21 protein-coding genes are annotated in these 17,979 nt (G+C 69.0%); 8 read left to right on the top strand and 13 right to left on the bottom strand.

The genetic code is table 11. From position 1 onward, the window contains the following. Positions 1-5: 5 nt before the first annotated feature. Both KME80_RS12510 and KME80_RS12505 read right to left on the bottom strand, forming a co-directional pair. Complete coding sequence (locus KME80_RS12510; protein ID WP_219504535.1) at positions 6-521, bottom strand: PIN domain-containing protein; 516 nt, start codon at positions 519-521, stop codon at positions 6-8. Between the two features lie 26 nt (positions 522-547). Further along, complete coding sequence (locus KME80_RS12505) at positions 548-1,645, bottom strand: helix-turn-helix domain-containing protein (RefSeq protein WP_219504532.1); 1,098 nt, start codon at positions 1,643-1,645, stop codon at positions 548-550. 126 nt (positions 1,646-1,771) lie between these two features. Between KME80_RS12505 and KME80_RS12500 the strand changes: the two genes are divergently transcribed. Next, entirely contained in the window at positions 1,772-2,401 is a 630-nt protein-coding gene (locus KME80_RS12500) for a hypothetical protein (RefSeq protein WP_219504530.1), read from the top strand. Here the strand turns inward: KME80_RS12500 and KME80_RS12495 are convergent. After that, positions 2,334-2,687 carry a GNAT family N-acetyltransferase gene (locus KME80_RS12495; protein ID WP_219504528.1) on the bottom strand — a complete coding sequence of 118 codons (354 nt, stop codon included), beginning with the start codon at positions 2,685-2,687 and terminating at the stop codon, positions 2,334-2,336. The genes KME80_RS12500 and KME80_RS12495 overlap by 68 nt on opposite strands. A gap of 86 nt (positions 2,688-2,773) precedes the next feature. Between KME80_RS12495 and KME80_RS12490 the strand changes: the two genes are divergently transcribed. From KME80_RS12490 to KME80_RS12480, 3 genes are read left to right on the top strand one after another with little or no spacing between them, the layout of a single operon-like run. Further along, positions 2,774-3,160, top strand: coding sequence for a hypothetical protein (locus tag KME80_RS12490; protein WP_219504525.1), 387 nt, complete (start codon positions 2,774-2,776; stop codon positions 3,158-3,160). Between the two features lie 59 nt (positions 3,161-3,219). After that, positions 3,220-3,786, top strand: a complete 567-nt coding sequence (locus KME80_RS12485) for an RNA polymerase sigma factor (RefSeq protein ID WP_219504523.1) — start codon at positions 3,220-3,222, stop codon at positions 3,784-3,786. Beyond that, on the top strand, positions 3,779-4,954 hold the full coding sequence (locus KME80_RS12480) for a CU044_5270 family protein (protein ID WP_219504522.1): 1,176 nt from the start codon (positions 3,779-3,781) through the stop codon (positions 4,952-4,954). The genes KME80_RS12485 and KME80_RS12480 overlap by 8 nt, the downstream gene beginning before the upstream one ends. Here the strand turns inward: KME80_RS12480 and KME80_RS12475 are convergent. After that, on the bottom strand, positions 4,951-5,574 hold the full coding sequence (locus KME80_RS12475; RefSeq protein WP_219504521.1) for a DUF2306 domain-containing protein: 624 nt from the start codon (positions 5,572-5,574) through the stop codon (positions 4,951-4,953). The two genes, KME80_RS12480 and KME80_RS12475, sit on opposite strands and share 4 nt — an antisense overlap. A 92-nt stretch (positions 5,575-5,666) precedes the next feature. On the opposite strand from KME80_RS12475, the gene KME80_RS12470 reads away from it, so the two are divergent. Together KME80_RS12470 and KME80_RS12465 are read left to right on the top strand one after the other, a co-directional pair. After that, the gene (locus tag KME80_RS12470; protein ID WP_219504520.1) at positions 5,667-6,083 is read left to right on the top strand and encodes a VOC family protein; all 417 of its coding nucleotides are present in this window, start codon (positions 5,667-5,669) and stop codon (positions 6,081-6,083) included. A gap of 84 nt (positions 6,084-6,167) precedes the next feature. Further along, a complete protein-coding gene (locus tag KME80_RS12465) occupies positions 6,168-7,133 on the top strand; it encodes an ankyrin repeat domain-containing protein (protein WP_219504519.1) in 966 nt (321 codons plus the stop codon). 275 nt (positions 7,134-7,408) lie between these two features. Here the strand turns inward: KME80_RS12465 and KME80_RS12460 are convergent, their stop codons facing one another. From KME80_RS12460 to KME80_RS12445, 4 genes are all read right to left on the bottom strand, one after another. Then, positions 7,409-7,708 (bottom strand): helix-turn-helix domain-containing protein, encoded by a 300-nt coding sequence (locus KME80_RS12460; protein ID WP_219504518.1) that lies wholly within the window; start codon positions 7,706-7,708, stop codon positions 7,409-7,411. Beyond that, positions 7,708-8,055 (bottom strand): type II toxin-antitoxin system RelE/ParE family toxin, encoded by a 348-nt coding sequence (locus KME80_RS12455; protein ID WP_219504517.1) that lies wholly within the window; start codon positions 8,053-8,055, stop codon positions 7,708-7,710. Before KME80_RS12455 ends, KME80_RS12460 begins: the two co-directional genes overlap by 1 nt. A 349-nt stretch (positions 8,056-8,404) precedes the next feature. Then, complete coding sequence (locus KME80_RS12450) at positions 8,405-8,821, bottom strand: type II toxin-antitoxin system VapC family toxin (RefSeq protein WP_219504516.1); 417 nt, start codon at positions 8,819-8,821, stop codon at positions 8,405-8,407. Further along, a complete protein-coding gene (locus tag KME80_RS12445) occupies positions 8,797-9,108 on the bottom strand; it encodes a hypothetical protein (RefSeq protein WP_219504514.1) in 312 nt (103 codons plus the stop codon). Before KME80_RS12445 ends, KME80_RS12450 begins: the two co-directional genes overlap by 25 nt. 427 nt (positions 9,109-9,535) lie before the next feature. On the opposite strand from KME80_RS12445, the gene KME80_RS12440 reads away from it, so the two are divergent. After that, complete coding sequence (locus KME80_RS12440; RefSeq protein ID WP_219504512.1) at positions 9,536-9,913, top strand: helix-turn-helix domain-containing protein; 378 nt, start codon at positions 9,536-9,538, stop codon at positions 9,911-9,913. Positions 9,914-10,265: 352 nt separating this feature from the next. On the opposite strand, the gene msrA is transcribed toward KME80_RS12440, so the two are convergent. Continuing rightward, positions 10,266-10,925, bottom strand: coding sequence for a peptide-methionine (S)-S-oxide reductase MsrA (gene msrA / locus KME80_RS12435; RefSeq protein ID WP_219504510.1), 660 nt, complete (start codon positions 10,923-10,925; stop codon positions 10,266-10,268). A 114-nt stretch (positions 10,926-11,039) separates the two neighbouring features. On the opposite strand from msrA, the gene rarD reads away from it, so the two are divergent. Continuing rightward, positions 11,040-11,966: an EamA family transporter RarD gene (gene rarD / locus KME80_RS12430; protein WP_219504509.1), complete on the top strand. Its 927-nt coding sequence runs from the start codon at positions 11,040-11,042 to the stop codon at positions 11,964-11,966. Here the strand turns inward: rarD and KME80_RS12425 are convergent. Genes KME80_RS12425 through nuoL form a run of 4 tightly spaced genes read right to left on the bottom strand, consistent with a single transcriptional unit; the run spans position 11,934 to position 17,935 of the window. Then, positions 11,934-12,923 carry a polyprenyl synthetase family protein gene (locus tag KME80_RS12425; protein ID WP_219504508.1) on the bottom strand — a complete coding sequence of 330 codons (990 nt, stop codon included), beginning with the start codon at positions 12,921-12,923 and terminating at the stop codon, positions 11,934-11,936. The genes rarD and KME80_RS12425 overlap by 33 nt on opposite strands. A 10-nt stretch (positions 12,924-12,933) precedes the next feature. Further along, positions 12,934-14,520, bottom strand: a complete 1,587-nt coding sequence (gene nuoN / locus KME80_RS12420; protein WP_219504506.1) for an NADH-quinone oxidoreductase subunit NuoN — start codon at positions 14,518-14,520, stop codon at positions 12,934-12,936. Continuing rightward, positions 14,517-16,082 carry an NADH-quinone oxidoreductase subunit M gene (locus tag KME80_RS12415; RefSeq protein ID WP_219504504.1) on the bottom strand — a complete coding sequence of 522 codons (1,566 nt, stop codon included), beginning with the start codon at positions 16,080-16,082 and terminating at the stop codon, positions 14,517-14,519. Before KME80_RS12415 ends, nuoN begins: the two co-directional genes overlap by 4 nt. Next, positions 16,082-17,935, bottom strand: a complete 1,854-nt coding sequence (gene nuoL / locus KME80_RS12410; protein WP_219504694.1) for an NADH-quinone oxidoreductase subunit L — start codon at positions 17,933-17,935, stop codon at positions 16,082-16,084. The genes KME80_RS12415 and nuoL overlap by 1 nt, the downstream gene beginning before the upstream one ends. Positions 17,936-17,979 lie beyond the last annotated feature (44 nt).

Below are 17,979 nucleotides of genomic sequence, written 5' to 3'. Positions count from 1 at the left end.
AATCTTCAGGAGCCCATGTTGTGGTGCATGTAGGACGGAAACGTGGAGCCGGAACACGGCAGGCGCATCCCGGTCGCCGTCAGAGCGTCCACGATGTTGCCGGCGCCCACGTCGTTGAGCTTCCCATCACGGCACGCCCGAGCCAGAATCCAAAGGGAGCCATGCACTTCCAGTCCGTGTGCTCTCCCTACCGCCACCGCCTCACGGTCGTCGGTGATGGCGATCCCGTGATGCAGTTCGGCGGCGGAGAACACGCTGGCCTCTCCCAGGTTCCGCTGCTCGGAACCGATACGCTGCACCCACTTGACGAAGCACTTGATCTCGTCCAGTTCGTCAAGCCTCGCCAGACCGAGCCAGTCGGCGTCGAGCACGGCTTGCAGGAGCGGGTGCGCCCCGCAGCCCGCCCGTATTTCTTCCCGCACCACGTGCGTTGTGAGACACGTGACCCCGGACAGCAGATCACGTAGGACGTCAAGTCGCTCGGCGCGCGAGAAGTGGCTGAGACACGTCGCGTCGAACACCAGGACAGGGTCCGGCTCCACGCTGCTCAAAGCTCGGGATCCGCATCGTCACGTAACGGCAGGTCGGCTGCCACGATCTGACCTCGCATCAACTCGACCGCACGGTGGGCAGTGATGAGCGACTTCTTGTAGGACTCCACCACCGCGTGAGCGTAGCCGGGCGGAACTCGTACGGTCTCCAGGTCAGGTTGCGGAGTCCATCCGACCGCCTCCATCAGCTCCGCACGCGTCGGATTCCGGCGGCGCATCTCCTTCGCCGCGCCCCTGTCGATGGCTTGCGCTTCGACGGCTTGCCGTACGGTCAGCGACCATGAGGTCCTGAAGCGTGCGGCGAGAACCACCAGGTCCTCCCGCGTCGCCCGCCCGTCGCTGCGGGTGACCGTACCGAAGGCCTCCACCGGCAACAGAAGCTCTGCGGAGAAGGCGTCGATGATCGCCTCGCGTTCATCCCTTGAGGCATGGATGCCCATGTCCGAGGAGTACTCGTCCCCGATGATCATGTGGCCGAGCTCGTGAGCCGCTGTCGACCTCCGGCGGCCCGGTTCGCCCGCCTTGCTGACGACCGCCACGGCGAGATCGCCGTCAATGAGGGAGGCGCCATCGCCTGGCGCCTCCACCACGGCGACCAGTTGCCCCAGCCGTTCGCAAACGCTCATGAGGGAATTGATGGGTCCTGTTTCGAGGGCGAGCCGAGCCCTCACCCAGTGAGCCGCACGGCGAGCACTGCGGACATCCTCGATCGCCTCCGGGTACTTTTCGCCGCGTGGCGGCGCATATTCACCGAGTTCCACAAGCTGGCGAATGTCGCCGAGCCAGGTGGAGAGTGCGATTTCCATGCCAAAGGACTGCCGGGCCGCGTCGGTCGCCGTGTCTTCAGCCAACTCGGTCCGGCGGGACACGACCCGTGGCGGCGGAGCGAGGAAGTAGTTCAGCGGAACCCTGAGCACCGTGGACAGGCGGGACAGCTCAAGCGCGTCGACACGACGAACTCCACGCTCGATCTTGGCAATCATCGTGCGATCGAGCTTCAGGGCCGACGCGAGCTGCTCTTGAGACATGTCCGCTGCTACACGGCATTCCCGGACACGCTCGCCAATATCGGCCCACTCCCCGGGCTCCTTCATAGTGCGATATTCGCACACGCCGATCCGAGGAACGAGGCATCCCCGATTCTTTTCGGCAATCGTTACCTCGAATGAAGCTCCCTGCTGACGGCGAACAAGTGCGGCATTCGGGGCATCCAACCTGGCATGTTGATCACGTTGCTCGCCGCCACGCTGGCGCTGTCGCCTGTCCAGGTGCCCGAGAACTTCCTGCTGACCGAGAAGGAAGCCCGTACCCCGCTGTCCGAAATGGAGAAGTCGGAGGTGTGGTGGAAGATCAGCGACAGGAAGACCGCGCCCCTCACCCTGAACCCGTGCGGCCGCAAGCGCGTCCCGGCGGCGGGCCGGGCGGCGGTGCGTACGATCACGCACGACACCAGCGCGCCCTCGCACTCCGCCGAGCAGCTCGTGATCCACCGGAGCGAGGTCGCCGCCAGGAGCGCCATGCGCGGCCTTCTCGCCGACGCCCGCCGCTGCCGCACGAAGCCGGACGGCAAGCCGTACTCGTGGTCCGGCGACGGGAGGACGCGCTGGGAGGTGGCGCGCACGCGGGTGGGCGACGAGGCGGCGGTGGTCCGGCTGATGATGTACGACAAGCTGAACAGGGAGTGGGCGCCCCTGATGTCGGGCATCGCGACGCGCAAGGGCCGGGCGCTGATCCTCTACACCGGCGACCTGGACACCCTCGGCCACTCGCGGAAGGGCGCGGTCAAGAAGCTGCGCGCGTCGGCCTCCCGCATGGCGGCCAAGGTGTGCTCGCTGCCCAAGGTGTGCTGACCGGCAGGTCGTTGGACAGGTTGATGCGGATCTCCGTATTGCGGTATCCGGCGCGCCGGAACGCGGCGGCCATCGGCGCGTTGCCCACGTCGGTGGTGGCGGTGACGCGCGGCTCCCCGTTCGCCGCGTGGAAGCGGGTGATCTCGGCCAGCACCTCGTCCACGTAGCCGCGCCCCCGCAGCTCGGGGACCACGCCGAGGTAGCCGACGTTCCGGTGGTACGGCGTCGCCGACGGGATGGCCAGCCCGCGACCTCGCCTTCCGGTGTGTACGCGAGCCGCCACCACGCACGCTCGCCCGGCGCGTCCAGGTAGAAGTCCATCTCCTCGCGGGCGGTCGCCTCGACGCCGTTGGCCGCCACGCTCACCCGGGTGTGCGCGTCCAGGCTGCCTTCGGCGATCCGCGCGAACACGGCCAGGAACTCCTCGTCGGACGCCTCGGCGAACCGCAGCGTGCCTGCCGTCGCGGGCGCGCCGTCGGCGGGCGTCCACTCGAACTGCAGCCGTTCGACCTCCCTGGTGAGGCCCGCGGCGTGCGCCGCCGCCCGCCGCCACGCCACGGCGGGGTCGTCGCGCCGGTCGCCGGCCACCTTGATCGCGTACTGCACCGGCTCCCCGAACCCGGCCAGCGCGGCCCGGACCAGCTCGGCGGCCACGGCGGCGCGATCACCGGCGGCGGGGTCGTCGGCGCTGATGCTGCGGAAGGAAATCACTTGCGCACCCTAACGGCGGACGCAACCGGGGAGCGGCCATCGGGATAGAGGGATATGTCAGCGTCTCGGACACGAGAGGAATCCATCATGGGGCTACGGCCGGCGTGGTGAGCCGACCCGCGGAGCAGCTCGACGACTCGGCGATCGTCGCCATCTCCTCGCACGACCCCGAAGCGTTCGGCGAGCTGTTCCGCCGCCACGCGCCGCGCCTGCACGCCTACGTCAAGCGCCGCCTCGGGCCCACGCTCGCCGACGACGTCGTGGCGGAGACGTTCGCCACGGCGTTCCGGCAGCGGGAACGGTTCGACGGGCGGGCGGAGTTCGCCGCCTGGCTGTGGGGCATCGCCGCCAACGCGATCGCCAGGCACCACAGGCAGGAGACCCGCATGTACAAGGCGTTCGCCCGCACGGGCGTGGACCCGGCCGAGGACGGCATCGCCGACCTGGTCGGCGACCGCGTGGCCGCCGCCGCGCACGCCCCCCGCCTGGCCAGGGCCCTCGCCACGCTGAACGCCCAGGACCGCAACGCCATCCTGCTGCTGGCCTGGGGCGAGCTGTCGTACGCCGAGATCGCGGCGGTCCTCGGCCTGCCCCTCGGCACCGTCAAGGCCAAGATCCACCGCGCCAGGGCCAAGCTCCGCAAGGCCATCCCGAGGGAGGACCACGATGGATGAACTGAACGCGCTCCGCCGGATGCGCGTCTCCCTGGCCGAGCAGGAGAGCCCGGAGACGCTCGCCCTGCGCGCCGACTGGCGCGCCACCCCGCCGCGCCGCCGCCGGGCGCCCGTGATGAGCATGCTGGCGACTGCCGCCCTGGTCGCGGCCACGCTGGTCGCCGTCGCCCTGCCATCGTCTCGGGACGAATCGCCGCGGGACGACCGGCCCGCGCCCCGCCCGGAGAACGCCCTGCTGGTGGCCGCGGCCAACGTCCGCGCCGACCCGCCCGGCACGTACTGGCACACCACCCGCGTCAGCGGGAAGATCTACGCGGTCGGCACGAGCGCGGCGAACCACTACAAGGTCGATTCCAGGATGCGCTACGACCAGTGGACCGACCGGACCGGCGCGTCCTGCACCGCGCTCCGGGACCTGCCCGCCCGCCCCTGGACCGCCCGCGACCGGCGCAGATGGCAGCAGGCGGGCTCGCCCGCGAAGGTACGTGAGCCCGGCGGCGGCACCCTGTTCTTCGAGGCGTCCGGCCACGAGCCGGCCTGCCGCCGGATGAGCGACCCGCGCGTCCACGGCATGACGCCCCGCGACCTGGCCGCCCTGCCCACCGACCCGGAGCCGCTGAAAGAAGCCCTGCTCGACCTCGAAGGCAACTGGGAGCCCTACGCCCCGAAGGTGAAGAGGCAACCGATTCGCGCCCTCGACGGCGAGGCCCGCGTCCGAGCGCTCAGCGACGTGGCCGGCACCCTGCTGGCCCAGGCCCCCGCCCCACCGGCCGTCCGCGCCGCCGCGTACCGCATGCTCGCCACCCTGCCCGGCGTCACGATCGAGGGCCGCGCCCCCGACCCCCTGGGCCGCACCGGCGTGGTGATCTCCCTGCCGCTGGAGACGACCATCCCCCTCGGCACCTCGACCGCGCCGCAGCAGCTCGGCACCTACCGACGCCAGTGGATCATCGACCCCGCCGGCGGCACCCTGCTGGCCATGCGCGACCTCGTGGCGACACCCCCGCACGGCTCCCGCGCCCTCCCGCCCGGCGACGACGGCAAACCGCGCCGCCTGACCGCCGCCACCCAGCCCGAACGCTTCCACCAGCCGGGCGAGGTGTCCGCGTACGAGACGTACGAGGTGGAATGGACCGACACGCCACCGGAGAGCGGCCGGCCTGGCTAGCGGGCACCGCGCCGGACCACCCATTCAGCCACCACCACATTGATCACCCACCCGGCGCCGAGAAGCAGCGCCTTGGCCGACTCCCCCGGAACCCCCACCGCGGAAACCCACAGCGCCTGCGTGAATGCCTGGGTCCCCGCCCCCAGGCCGATGGCGTACCCCCGGATCATCCACGCCCGATGCCGGGCGACCTCCCGCCGCCGGATCGCGGCGAACCCGAGCACGATGCAGACGGCCATCGCCGTCCCGAACCCGACCCTGATGCCCACCAGCAGCCACCCGTCCTCAGGACGAACGGCCATCCACACCCCCGTGAACGCCGCGACCAGCCCGAACCCGACCAGCCCCCGCCCCACCCGCCGATGCCAGCCGTTCCCCCCACGCCCCCGTAACCTCGGGACGAACTGGAACGCCCCCAGCACGGTGTACGCGGTCACGCAGAGGATGTGCGACACCAGCGGCACCGGCATCCCGGAAGCCGCGCTCTCCGGCATGCCCACCGGCCCCCCGGCCAGCTCGACCATCCGCATGCCCCCCGCGACCAGCGGGACGACACCGAGCCCGATCAGCCCGGCCGGAACCCGCCACCCGCCACGCGTTGCCGCCTTCGCATCCCTCATGCCTCCGATGGTGACGACCGGCGCCCCGAACCACCTCAGCCATAAGATCCCGCCCCGAACCGTACTTTCGGCTGATGAGACAGTGACCAAGCATGGACACCACCGGGATGCTGCACCACGTCGAAATCTGGGTCCCCGACCTCCACCGGGCCCGGACCAGCTGGCAATGGCTGCTGGAATCGCTCGGCTACGTCGCGTTCCAGAGCTGGGCCGACGGCCGGAGCTGGCGCCTGGGAGCCACGTACATCGTCCTGGAGCAGTCCCCCGCACTCACCGCCGACCACCACGACCGCTCCCGCCCCGGCCTGAACCACCTCGCCTTCCACGCCGGCCCCCGCCCCCGCCTGGACGCGCTGGTCGAACGAGCCCCCTCCCACGGCTGGACCCTGATGTACGCCGACCGCCACCCGTACGCGGGCGGAAGGCAGCACTACGCCGCCTACCTGGAGAACGAGGACGGCTTCGAGGTCGAACTGGTCGCCACCACCGAGCCCTCTGAGCCCAGGTGACTCCTGCTGCCCGGCGAAATTGTCCTTCCCCTCCGCCATGATTGCTCCGCTCGCATCCGCTCACGTGATCCCGAGGGAGCCGTCATGACCGCCAACGCATCCGCCGGATGGTCCGATCTGGGGTGGCACTCCTGGGACGACCTCGCCCTCGTCCGCGCCAGGCTCGACGCCGGCGCCGACCCGAACGACGGGGCGTACCCGTACACGCGTCCCCTGCACGCCGCGGCGGAACGCGGCTCCCCGGAGGTGATCGCCGAGCTGGCCGCCCGGGTCGACGACGTCGACGCGGAGTGTGAGGGCCGCACCGCGCTCTGGGATGCGGTCTTCAACAAGCGGCCCGGGATCGCCCGCGCCCTGGTCGCCGCCGGAGCCGACCCGTGGCGCACCATGATGAACGGCTGGTCGCCCGGCCGCCTCAGCCTGGCCGGCCCCACCCCCGGCCTGTTCTTCCCCTTCCCCCAGGGTCACGCAACCCTGACCGAGGCGGAGGCCGCCGCGGTCGCCGAGGCCGACCGCCTGATCGCCGTGCTGGACGAGCTGGAGGACGAGGACGGCTTCAGCCTGGCCTGCGTCCGCGGCATCACCGCCGCCGAAGCGGCACGCCGCCTGGCCGCCGAACCCGCCGACGAGGCAGAGGTGGACGAGATCCTCGAAGACCCCTTCCACGACGAGGCACTGCGGCTCATCGGCGTAACCGACGTCCCCGGCGGCTGCGTCGTCAGCCAGGCGTCCGGGTACATGGCCGACGCCCCCGGCGTCATGAAGGCCCTTTCCGCCGGCACGGTCGCGTACGGCATGTTCGCCAACCCCAAGAGCGGCAACCAGGGCTGCGTCTTCCGCGACGGCGAGGTCGTCGACTGGGACACCCACCCGGGCGGCGGCAACGTCTCCCCGGACGCCTCGGCCGAGGAGATCCTGCTCGAGTTCCTGTACGAGGGCCACGCCGAGGCCTACTGCTTCGCCGCCGCCGGCCTCCGCCCCACCGACACCCGCTCCCTCACCAGCCCCGACACCCACCTACGCCTACCAGAAGCCGACTACTGGCCCTGATCCGACCGCTTCGGCGGGTGCCTCCGTGACCCGGCCTACGCGTTCGGGCTCATGGCGCAACCTGTACCGGCCCGGAGTCCCCACTCGTAGGCCGGCGCGCCTCGGCGTATCGCGCAGGGTCAGCCTTGATTCTGGCTGTGGCCCGCCAGCCCGCGATGACCTCATGGGCGACGCCGTCGACATGCGGCTCGGCCTCGTCGGAAAGTGCTCCGCCGAGCTCCAGCATGAAAGCACGAAGTTCGTCGGGAGCCAGGTGGCGAACCCACGGTTCACCCTCAGGCCGCAGGAGCACGTGGAAGGATCCGTACTTCCAGATCGGCGTCCAGAGCTCGGGCCAGACGCTCGAGGACCGGCAACGTCGGAACGGTGCCTCCAGCCTCGAAACGAGCCACGGCCGACTGCGTCATGTCGGCAGCCCGGGCCAACTCGCTCTGGCTCCAGCCACGGGATTCCCTCATGCGCCGCACTGCCCGACCGAGTTCGAAGGCAAGACGAGTCGCATCGTAAGCCTCGGCCGCACCCGGCTCGGACAGCCGTCGATCCCGGAGATCGGCCCAATCGGTCCGCTCGGTCATCACCACTCCTCGTCTACCGAGTGCGCCTCGTCCCTACAGCGGTACAGCGCCCGCCGCGCCCGGTCAACTTCTCGATCTTCCCTCATTCGCGTTTTGCGGAAAACGGTCAGAAGGATGACCCGCCGCTGCGGTGCGATCCAGTAGCTGATCCGCATGGTCAGATCATCAAGGTAGAACCGTAGCTCGCGCAGCTTGCCATCAAGCTGTCGCGTGTATGGGTCCCCGAGGAGCGGACCCTCCGCCGCCAACAAGTCGATGTAAAAAGCCGCACGCGCGAACGACTCCGCCGATAGTTTCTCCAGCCACTCCCGAACCTCCGGCTCGAGCTCCACGGTACCCCAGGCCATAGCAACGATGCTATGGCCGCGCGAGCACAGCGTCCTGCGATTACCAGGATTCGGCTACTAAGAGTCACGTACCCGAGTCCCCCTGCAAACCGCTACGCCTCACCGGGCCTCAAGCCGACCGGCCAGGCCACGCCCTTGCCAGTGCCGCAGAAGGATGTCCCCCAGGCCCGCACCTCACCCACCAGAGTTCCGGCGCCGCGCGGTCGAGCTCGCACGCCAAGGCGACAAACCACTCGTCCAGCTCGCCAAGACCTGCGCGTCAGCCGGTCGCGCCTGCAGAACTGGCTACGACAGGCCGACGCCGACGACAACCGCGGTGCCGCCGACATCCGTGCGGCCCTCACGCAGCCTAGACAGCGACCACCTGCACTGCTTTCCCGCACAGCTTGCTCATGTCGTCCTCATCAGACGTCAGGACGACGGCAGGGCGCACCGAACGCAGCGCGGTGGCCGCGACCACGGCGTCAATGGCGTACTTGTGCCCATGCAGCCGGGCATCTCGAAGAAGCTCGATCGCTCGCGAGGAGATGTCCTCGGTCACCGGTTCGATCTTCAACCGGGACAGATACCACCTGAGACGATCCCCTTTGACCCGAACGTCTTGCGCCTCGATCGGCGTCATGGCGCTGACCACAACCCTAAAATCGTTGTCCTGCGCCTCCCTGACGAACGCCGTCACCCGCTGGTCGGCCTCGCACCACTTCACCAGCCCCTCGCAATCGAGGACGACGGTGCCCGCGCTCAACCGGCTTCGTGCGCGCGCCATGAGTCCTCCTCTTGGAGTTCGGGCGCGGACTTCACGTGGCGGAACAACTCCGCCGCCTCGTCACGCAAGTCCTGCGGGATGGGCCCGGAGGCGGCCTCGTTCACCTGCAGGGCTTCCTCCAGAAGGTCCCGCTCGATCTGACGCTCCACAGCGGCATCAACGTAGGCGGAAAACCCGCGGGCTCCGACCCGCTCTCGGACAGCGCGGATGTTGCCCGTTCTCAGAGACACACTGACCTTGGCAGCCGGACCGTCCCCCGGCCCGAAGTCTCGTTCTGGCATGCTCATGGCCTGAGTTTACTACTCGAAGTAGCAAAATGCTGACTCCGCCCTGGCTGCCGGTCAGCCGCACAGCACCTCCCCGCCGCCACACGTTGGGCAGCCCAGTGAGCCAGCAGTGAGCCAGCGCCGGGAAGCGAGGCATGAAAGAGCGACCCCCTCGTACTGGTACACCCTATTCGCAATAGAGGACGCTCCTTAACACACCCTAAGCTCTCTGTGAAGGAAGGCCCGGCTTTCCAAATCGATGTACTTCACTTACCCCTATTTGCTCTCGGCGAGAAGTGTCGGATGTGCCATTTACCCTCGCACCATGGTTTCCGTACGATCTCACTTGCGGCGCCTCAGGAGCGGCAAGACCGTTCGAGTTAGGGCCCACACGCGACGCGGTTCCGCCGCCGTCGCTCCCGCGCCCGTCGTCGGTTCCGACGCCGGCATGTCCGGTGTGTTTTTGTTGGTGCTGTTGCTGCTCTTTCTCGGGCTGCTGTCCGGCGGGGTCACGGCCTTGGTGAACTCGTCGCCGGTCGCTTCCGAGACGAACAAGAAATCGCAGTCAGCGCCCCCCGAGCCGTCCAGGCTCCCCGAAGGCCCCGAAGGACGACTGGCCGCGCAACTTCGCGACATACGCGAGAAGGCCGGCCTTTCACGGGAAGAGGCCGCAGCCCAGTCGGGGATCGCGGAAGCGACGATCAACGACTTCGAACATGCGCTGGCCGTTCCGAGCGCCCAAACCCTAAAGGCGCTTTCTTCCGTCTACGAGATGTCGTTCGACGAATGGACGATGCTTGAGATCGCGCGCGCAGAACTTCACTAGCCGAACGACGGCTGATGCGGTGGGGCAAGACTGAGGAACGAAGCCCTGGAGCGTCGATCGCCCTCAGCCTCCATCGAGCATCAGCCGCTCTGGCAACCCGTGAAGCGATCTAAAATAGGGCGGCTGGGCCCGTATACCTGACTACGGGCGGCTTGGCCTCTCTCCGCCGGGACAGTCCCCAAGGCCGCACGCCCGGCGGGAAGGCGGCCGTGCTGCCGCCCGCGCTGGCGGCGCGCAGCCGTCGCCGCCACAACCTCGTAGTGAAGGCTGTACCCCAAGACAGCGCTGGCCCATCATCGACGCCGAACGTATCGGCGACCATGGGCCACGATCCAACTATCTCCCCCCAGGTCTACGCGTCGCCGGAGGTCAGCCCCGCAGGGCAGCTCACGCCTGTGCCGCCGATGCCGCAATACCCGTCGGGCACCTTGAAGAGGTACTGCTGGTGATACTCCTCCGCAAAGTAGAACGGTCCCGCCGGTGCCACCTCCGTCGTGATGGCCCCGTAGCCCGCCTCCGTCAGCACCTTCTGGTACGCGTCGCGCGAGGTCTCGGCGGCCTTCTGCTGCTCCGGCGAGTGGTAGTAGACGGCCGACCGATACTGGGTGCCGACGTCGTTGCCCTGGCGCATGCCCTGGGTGGGGTCGTGCGCCTCCCAGAAGACCTTCAGCAGCTCCTCGTACGAGATCACGGCCGGGTCGAAGACGACGCGCACCACCTCGGTGTGTCCGGTGCGGCCGCTACAGACCTCTTCGTACGTCGGGTTGGGGGTGTAGCCGCCCTGGTAGCCGGCGGCCGTGGTGACGACGCCGGGCGTCTGCCAGAACTTGCGCTCCGCGCCCCAGAAGCAGCCCAGGCCGAAGTCCGCGACTTCCACGCCCGGCGGGTAGGGCGGGGCCAGCGGGGCGTCGAGGACGGCGTGGCGGGCGGGGACGGGGATCGGGTCGGGGCGGCCCGGCAGGGCGTCCTCGCGACTGACCATCGATGTCTTGGTTCCGAACAGCCAACCCATAGCGCACCTCCACGGTTCACTCTACAGAGGGCACAACGCTTTACACCTTCTACATAGTCCCGTATAGATGTGCACATTTGTGTTTAAGCATGGTAATGCCCGAAGATAGGGGACATGCCTGACTTGCGACGCGGTGTGCTGTTCGGGGTGGCCGCTTATGCCATGTGGGGACTGTTCCCCCTCTACTGGCCGCTGCTGAAGCCGTCCGGAGCGGTGGAGATCCTCGCGCACCGCATCGTCTGGTCGCTGGTCGCCGTCGTGGCGGTGCTGCTCGTGCGCCGGCACTGGTCGTGGGTCAAGGAGCTGGTACGGCAGCCGCGCAAGCTCGGGCTGCTGACCGTGGCCGCGGTGGTGATCACGGTCAACTGGGGCACGTACATCTACGCGGTCAACACCGGCCACGTGGTCGAGAGCGCGCTGGGCTACTTCATCAACCCGCTGGTCAGCGTGCTGTTCGGGGTGTTGCTGCTGAAGGAGCGGCTGCGGCCGTTGCAGTGGACGGCCGTGGGGTTCGGGGCGCTGGCGGTGCTGGTGCTGACCGTCAACTACGGGCGGCCGCCGTACATGGCGCTGGTGCTGGCGGTGAGCTTCGCCGTGTACGGGCTGGTCAAGAAGCAGGCGAACGTGGGGGCGGCCGAGAGCCTGACCGTGGAGACGCTCGTGCTGCTGGTGCCGGCGCTGGCGTATCTGACGTTCCTGCAGCAGCAGGGGCAGTCGACGTTCGGCACCCTGGGGGCGGGGCACGCCGCGCTGCTCGTGGGGGCGGGGGTGATCACGGCGCTGCCGCTGCTGGCGTTCACCGCCTCGGCGATCCGGGTGCCGCTCAGCACGATCGGGCTGCTTCAGTACATCGCGCCCGTGCTGCAGTTCCTGGTCGGGGTGCTGATCGCCAAGGAGACGATGCCGCCGAGCCGGTGGGCCGGCTTCGCCATCGTGTGGATCGCGCTGGCGATCTTCACGTACGACAGCTTCCGCGCGGCACGGGCGCGGCGGCCGAAGAAGAAGGCGTCAGCCCGACCGCTCGACCACGTAGTCACATAGCGCCAAAAAGGCGGACTTGGCCGGGATGTCAGGCAGGCCGGAGATGTCGTGCCGAGCCCGGTCCACCCACGCGTCCAGCTCGGCCCGCGCCTGAGCCATCGCCGGGTGCGCCCGCAGCAGCGTCAGCGCCTCGTCCAGGTCCGACTCGGCCACCGGCCCCGACAGCAGCTCGGCCAGCCGCGACGACGGGTCGGAGGCCAGCACGTAGAGCACCGGCAGCGTCTTGATGCCCTCACGCAGGTCGGTGCCGGGCGTCTTGCCCGACTCGGTGGAGGTGGAGGCCACGTCCAGCAGGTCGTCGCCGAGCTGCCAGGCCACGCCGATCGCCTCGCAGGCCCGGCTCAGCCGCTCCTCCACGTCGGCGGGAGCACCGGACAGCAGCGCCCCGAAGCGGCCCGAGGCCGCGATGAGCGAGCCGGTCTTGTCGGCCAGCACGCTGATGTAGTGGGCCACCGGGTCGTCACCGGCCTGAGGGCCGATGGTCTCGCGGATCTGCCCCTGTACGAGGCGGGAGAACGTCTGCGCCTGGACCCGGATCAGCTCGGGCCCGAGGTCGGCGAGCAGGTCGGAAGCCTGGGCGAACAGGTAGTCGCCGGTCAGGATGGCCACGGTGTTGTCCCACCGGGCGTTGGCCGACGGGGAGCCCCGGCGCACCGGGGCCTCGTCCATCACGTCGTCGTGGTAGAGCGACCCGAGATGGGTCAGCTCGATCACCACGGCGCCGGGCACCACGCCCGGCGCCGACGGGTCGCCGAACTGGGCCGCCAGCAGCACCATCAGCGTGCGGAAACGCTTGCCACCGGCCTCGATGAGGTGCTTGGACGCCTCCGTGACGAAGGCGTCCTCGCTCTCCACCGACGAGCGCAGCAGCTTCTCCACCGCGGCCAGCCCGTTGGACACGTCCTGCGCCAACCGCTCGTCCTCGATGGGAAGGTCAACAACGGGAGGCGCGGACATATGGGATCCCCTATCTAACGAAAAGGCCAGATGCAGCCTGCTGGGCAAGGTCGAGCACGGGCTCCGGGTACAGCCCGACTCCTACCGTAACCAGCAGCGAGACCGCGATGACCGCCACGGTCCCCGCACTGGGGATCGCGATGGCCGGGCCGTCGGCCGCGGGCTCGCTGAAGAACATCAGCACGATGACGCGGACGTAGAAGAACGCGGCGATCGCCGAGGCGATGACGCCGACCACGACCAGTCCGGTCATCCAGCCGCCCAGCGAGTCGCCGGCCTCGGAGGCGCTGCCCAGCGCCGCCGTGAAGACCGCGTACTTGCCGAAGAAGCCGCTCGTGAGCGGGATTCCGGCGAACGCCAGCAGGAAGAAGGCGAACACCCCGGCCAGGATCGGCGACCGCTTGCCCAGCCCCGCCCAGCGGGAGAGGTGGTTGGCCTCGCCGCCGGGATCGCGCACCAGCGTGACCACGGCGAACGCGCCGACCGTGGTGATGCCGTACACGAGCAGGTAGAACAGGATCGCCTGCAGCGACACCGCGTTGCCCTCGGCGGCCGAGTAGGTGGCCATGACGCCCACCAGCAGGAAGCCGGCGTGCGCGATCGAGGAGTAGGCGAGCATCCGCTTGATGTCGGTCTGCGTGATCGCCAGCACCGCGCCGACGATCATCGTCAGGGCCGCGATGACCCAGATGACCGGACGCCAGTTCCAGTCGAGGTTGCCCAGCGCCACCCAGAAGACGCGCAGCAGCGCGCCCACGGCGGCCACCAGCGTGCCGGAGGCCATGAGGGCGGTGATGGGCGTCGGGGCGCCCTGGTAGACGTCCGGCTTCCACGCCTGGAACGGCGCCGCGCCGATCTTGAACAGCAGGCCCACGCCGGCCAGCGCGAAGCCGATCAGCAGCAGCGGGTCCAGCGCGGCCCCGGTCGTCATGGCCTGGCCGATCCCGGCCAGCGACACGGTCCCGGCGTAGCCGTACAGCATCGCGATGCCGTACAGGAAGAACGCCGAGGAGAACGCGCCCAGCAGGAAGTACTTCAGCGAGGCTTCCTGCGAGAGCAGGCGGCGACGCCGGGCCAGGCCGCACAGCAGGTACAGCGGCAGCGACATGACCTCAAGGCCGACGAACATGGTCAGCAGGTCGTTCGCGGCGGGGAACATGAGCATGCCGCCCACCGCGAACAGCGCCAGCGGGTAGACCTCGGTGTGCGCGCTGCCGGCCCGCTCGGCCTCTTCCTCGTCGGCGCTGCCGGGCACCGACGCCGCCGAGGCGACGAAGTGGCCCTCGTCGTTGATCAGCAGCACGCAGACGATGGACAGGACGAGGATGACGCCCCAGATGAACAGCGCCGGCCCGTCGACCGCGAGCGCCCCCATCGCGACCGGCTCGGTCGGCACGCCGCCGCCGACGACGGTCACGAGCACCAGCGCGAACGCGCCGACCAGGCTGAGCAGCGTCAGCGGCACCTGGATGGACCTGCGCAGGTAGCGGGGCGCGAACGCCTCCACCAGCACGCCGACGACGGCGGCCGCGAACACGAGCAGCAGCGGCGCCAGCGTGCCGTACTCGATCGTCGGCGCCTCGATGACGTTGTTCACTGACCGGCTCCCTTCTCAGCGATAGCCGGGTTGTCGACCTGCACGTTGGACAGCGTGCTGGTCACCGCGGGTGTGATCACGTCGAGCAGCGGCTTGGGGAAGAACCCGAAGCCGATGATCAGGGCGACCAGCGGCGCGAGCACCCACACCTCGCGCGCGTTCAGGTCCTTGAACGCCTTGACCGGCTCGGCGGTCGGCCCGTTGAGCGTCCGCTGCACCATCCACAGGATGTAGACGGCGGCCAGGATGACGGCCAGCGCGGAGACGATCGCCGCGACGGTGAGCGCCCCCGACCCGAACGCCGGGCTGGAGTAGGTGCCGATCATCACCATGAACTCGCTGACGAACGAGGACAGCCCCGGCAGCGAGAGCCCGGCCAGACCGGCGACCAGGAAGAAGCCGGCCAGCAGCGGCGTGACCTTCTGCGCGCCGCCGTAGTCGGCGATGTGCGGGGAGCCGCGCCTGGCGATGAGGAACCCGGCCGCCAGGAACAGCGCGCCGGTCGCGAAGCCGTGGTTGACCATGTAGAGGGCGGCGCCCTCCTGGGCCACCTGCGACATCGCGAACACGCCCATGACGATGAAGCCGAAGTGCGAGATCGACGTGTAGGCGATCAGGCGCTTCATGTCGGTCTGGCCGATGGCCACGATCGCGCCGTAGATGATGCTGATGACCGCCAGCACGATGATCGGCATGGTGAACGCCTTGGCGGCGTCGGGGAACAGCTCCAGGCAGAACCGGAGCATTCCGTACGTGCCGACCTTGTCCAGCACGCCGACCAGCAGCACCGCGGCGCCGGCCGGAGCCTGCGCGGCGGCGTCGGGCAGCCAGGTGTGCACCGGCCAGAGCGGCGCCTTGATGGCGAAGGCGATGAAGAAGCCCGCGAACAGCCACTTCTGCGTCACCGGGTCCTGGATGGCGCCGACGAGCTCGGGGAACATGAACGTCCCCTTGCCCGCGACGACGTACAGGCCGATGACCGCGACCAGCATGAGCAGGCCGCCGAAGAGCGAGTACAGCAGGAACTTGACCGCCGCGTAGGACCGCTGCGCCCCGCCATAGGACCCGATCATGAAGTACATCGGGATCAGCATGGCTTCGAAGAAGACGTAGAACAGGAAGATGTCGGTCGCCGCGAAGACGCCGATCATCATCGCTTCCAGCACGAGCAGCAGCGAGAAGTACGTCTTGACCGACCGCTTGGGCGCGACCACGGTGCCGTCGGCGGCCTTGACGCCGGAGGCGTCGTGCCACGAGGCGAGCACCACGATCGGCACCAGCACGGCCGACAGGGCGATCAGCACCAGCGCGATGCCGTCGACGCCCACCCCGAAGTGCACCCCGAAGCTCGGGATCCAGTCGTACGTGGCCGCGAACTTGAACCGGTCACCGGGGGCGCCGGTGAACTGGAACGCCATGACGAGCGTCAGCGCCAGCACGACCAGCGAGACCAGCAGCGTGACCTGCTTGGCCAGCTTGTCGCTGCCCTTGGGAAGCAGCGCTACCACGATGGCGCCCAGCACGGGCACCGCCATGAGTATCGGGAGCCAGAGTGACGACATCAGATGTTCCCAACGAGGAGCAGGGCGCCGGTCAGCAGGGCGGCGCCGATCAGGATGGACAACGCGTACGTTCTGGCGAAGCCCGTCTGGAGCCGCCGCAGGCGCCCTGAGCTCCCGCCGATGCCCGCGGCCAGGCCGTTGACCAGCCCGTCGATGCCGCGGTTGTCGAAGTACACCGCGATGCGGGTCAGCCACTGGCCGGGGCGCATGAACAGCGATTCGTTGAGCGCGTCGCCGTACAGGTCACGCCGGGCGAAGGTGGTGAGGAACGAGCCGCGCGGCTGCACGGCCGGCACCTGGGCGCGGCCGTACTTCATCCACGCGATCGCCGCGCCGACGGCCACCAGCGCCAGCGTGGACAGACCCACCGTGGTGGTGCTGAACACGTGCGGGACGGGCGCGTGCTCCGGCATGCCCACCGCGGGCGCCAGGAAGTGCATGAGCCTGTTGTCCATGATGAGGAAGTAGCCGAGCACGATCGAGCCGATCGACAGCAGGATCAGCGGCACGGTCATCACCGAGGGCGACTCGTGCGGGTGCGCGTCCTTCTCCCAGCGCTTCTCGCCGAAGAACGTCATGAAGATCATGCGGGACATGTAGAAGCCGGTGATGCCCGCGCCGAGGACGGCCAGCCAGCCCATCCAGGCGCCGTGCTCCATGGCCGTCTCGATGATCCCGTCCTTGGTGTAGAAGCCGGACAGGAACGGGAAGCCGATGATGGCCAGGTAGCCGACCATGAACGTGGCGAAGGTGATCGGCATGTACTTGCGGAGACCGCCGTACTTGCGCATGTCGACCTCGTCGTTCATGCCGTGCATGACCGAGCCGGCGCCGAGGAACATGTCGGCCTTGAAGAAGCCGTGCGCGATCAGGTGCGCGATGGCGAAGGCGTAGCCCGCCGGGCCGAGGCCCGCGCCGAGCATCATGTAGCCGATCTGCGACATCGTCGAGCCGGCCAGGCCCTTCTTGATGTCGTCCTTGGCACAACCGATGATCGCACCGGCGAGCAGCGTGGCCACACCGACGATCGTGACGACCAGCGAGGCCACGTCGGACGCCTCGAAGAACGCGCCCGAGCGGACCACCAGGTAGACGCCGGCGGTGACCATGGTCGCGGCGTGGATGAGGGCCGAGACCGGGGTCGGGCCCTCCATCGCGTCCAGGAGCCACGACTGCAGCGGGAGCTGCGCCGACTTGCCGCACGCGCCGAGGAGCAGCAGCAGGCCGATGGCGGTCAGCGTGCCGTCGGAGGCCGTGCCGATCTGCTGGGCGCCCAGGTCCTTGAAGGCCAGCGAGCCGAACGACGTCCAGATGATGAACATGCCGACCAGCAGCCCGAAGTCACCGACGCGGTTGACGACGAACGCCTTCTTCGCCGCGACCGCCGCCGACGGCTTGAACTGCCAGAACCCGATGAGCAGGTACGAGGCCAGGCCGACGCCCTCCCAGCCGATGAACAGCCCGACGTAGTTGTCGGACAGCACCAGCAGGAGCATCGCGGCGACGAACAGGTTCAGGTAGGAGAAGAACCTGCGCCGGTCGGGGTCGTGCGACATGTAGCCGATCGAGTAGATGTGGATCAGCGATCCGACACCGGTGATCAGCAGCGCGAAGCTGACCGACAGGGGGTCGACGAGCAGCCCCATGTCGAGCTTCAGGCTGGGGATGAACTCGTACAGCCGCACGGCCCTGCGGCGCTGATCCTCGCCGAGTCCGAGCAACTCGACGAACGCCAGCACCGCCACGGCGAACGAGGCGAGGGACATGGCCACGCCCAGCAGATGGCCCCACCGGTTGGTGAACCGGTTGAACACCAGCAGGATGAACGCCCCCAGCAACGGGAGGGCGATCATCAGCCAGGACACGCCGATCGCGCCACCAGCGGTGTGCTGGATGA

The organism is Nonomuraea ceibae, from assembly GCF_019396325.1.
Lineage (GTDB): Bacteria > Actinomycetota > Actinomycetes > Streptosporangiales > Streptosporangiaceae > Nonomuraea > Nonomuraea ceibae.
Note: the sequence above shows the minus strand (reverse complement) of the source record. Positions and strands in the feature narration are given on the sequence as shown.

Excerpts from the sequence above, each read along its gene's own strand:
- KME80_RS12500 (WP_219504530.1), top strand. The coding sequence starts at position 1,772 with ATGTTGATCACGTTGCTCGCCGCCACGCTGGCGCTGTCGCCTGTCCAG.
- KME80_RS12425 (WP_219504508.1), bottom strand. The coding sequence starts at position 12,923 with ATGTCCGCGCCTCCCGTTGTTGACCTTCCCATCGAGGACGAGCGGTTG.
- KME80_RS12480 (WP_219504522.1), top strand. The coding sequence starts at position 3,779 with ATGGATGAACTGAACGCGCTCCGCCGGATGCGCGTCTCCCTGGCCGAG.
- KME80_RS12460 (WP_219504518.1), bottom strand. The coding sequence starts at position 7,708 with ATGACCGAGCGGACCGATTGGGCCGATCTCCGGGATCGACGGCTGTCC.
- rarD (WP_219504509.1), top strand. The coding sequence starts at position 11,040 with ATGCCTGACTTGCGACGCGGTGTGCTGTTCGGGGTGGCCGCTTATGCC.
- nuoL (WP_219504694.1), bottom strand. The coding sequence starts at position 17,935 with ATGATCGCCCTCCCGTTGCTGGGGGCGTTCATCCTGCTGGTGTTCAAC.
- msrA (WP_219504510.1), bottom strand. The coding sequence starts at position 10,925 with ATGGGTTGGCTGTTCGGAACCAAGACATCGATGGTCAGTCGCGAGGAC.
- KME80_RS12470 (WP_219504520.1), top strand. The coding sequence starts at position 5,667 with ATGGACACCACCGGGATGCTGCACCACGTCGAAATCTGGGTCCCCGAC.
- KME80_RS12465 (WP_219504519.1), top strand. The coding sequence starts at position 6,168 with ATGACCGCCAACGCATCCGCCGGATGGTCCGATCTGGGGTGGCACTCC.
- KME80_RS12505 (WP_219504532.1), bottom strand. The coding sequence starts at position 1,645 with ATGAAGGAGCCCGGGGAGTGGGCCGATATTGGCGAGCGTGTCCGGGAA.
- KME80_RS12415 (WP_219504504.1), bottom strand. The coding sequence starts at position 16,082 with ATGTCGTCACTCTGGCTCCCGATACTCATGGCGGTGCCCGTGCTGGGC.
- KME80_RS12455 (WP_219504517.1), bottom strand. The coding sequence starts at position 8,055 with ATGGCCTGGGGTACCGTGGAGCTCGAGCCGGAGGTTCGGGAGTGGCTG.
- KME80_RS12475 (WP_219504521.1), bottom strand. The coding sequence starts at position 5,574 with ATGAGGGATGCGAAGGCGGCAACGCGTGGCGGGTGGCGGGTTCCGGCC.
- KME80_RS12445 (WP_219504514.1), bottom strand. The coding sequence starts at position 9,108 with ATGAGCATGCCAGAACGAGACTTCGGGCCGGGGGACGGTCCGGCTGCC.
- KME80_RS12440 (WP_219504512.1), top strand. The coding sequence starts at position 9,536 with ATGTCCGGTGTGTTTTTGTTGGTGCTGTTGCTGCTCTTTCTCGGGCTG.
- KME80_RS12450 (WP_219504516.1), bottom strand. The coding sequence starts at position 8,821 with ATGGCGCGCGCACGAAGCCGGTTGAGCGCGGGCACCGTCGTCCTCGAT.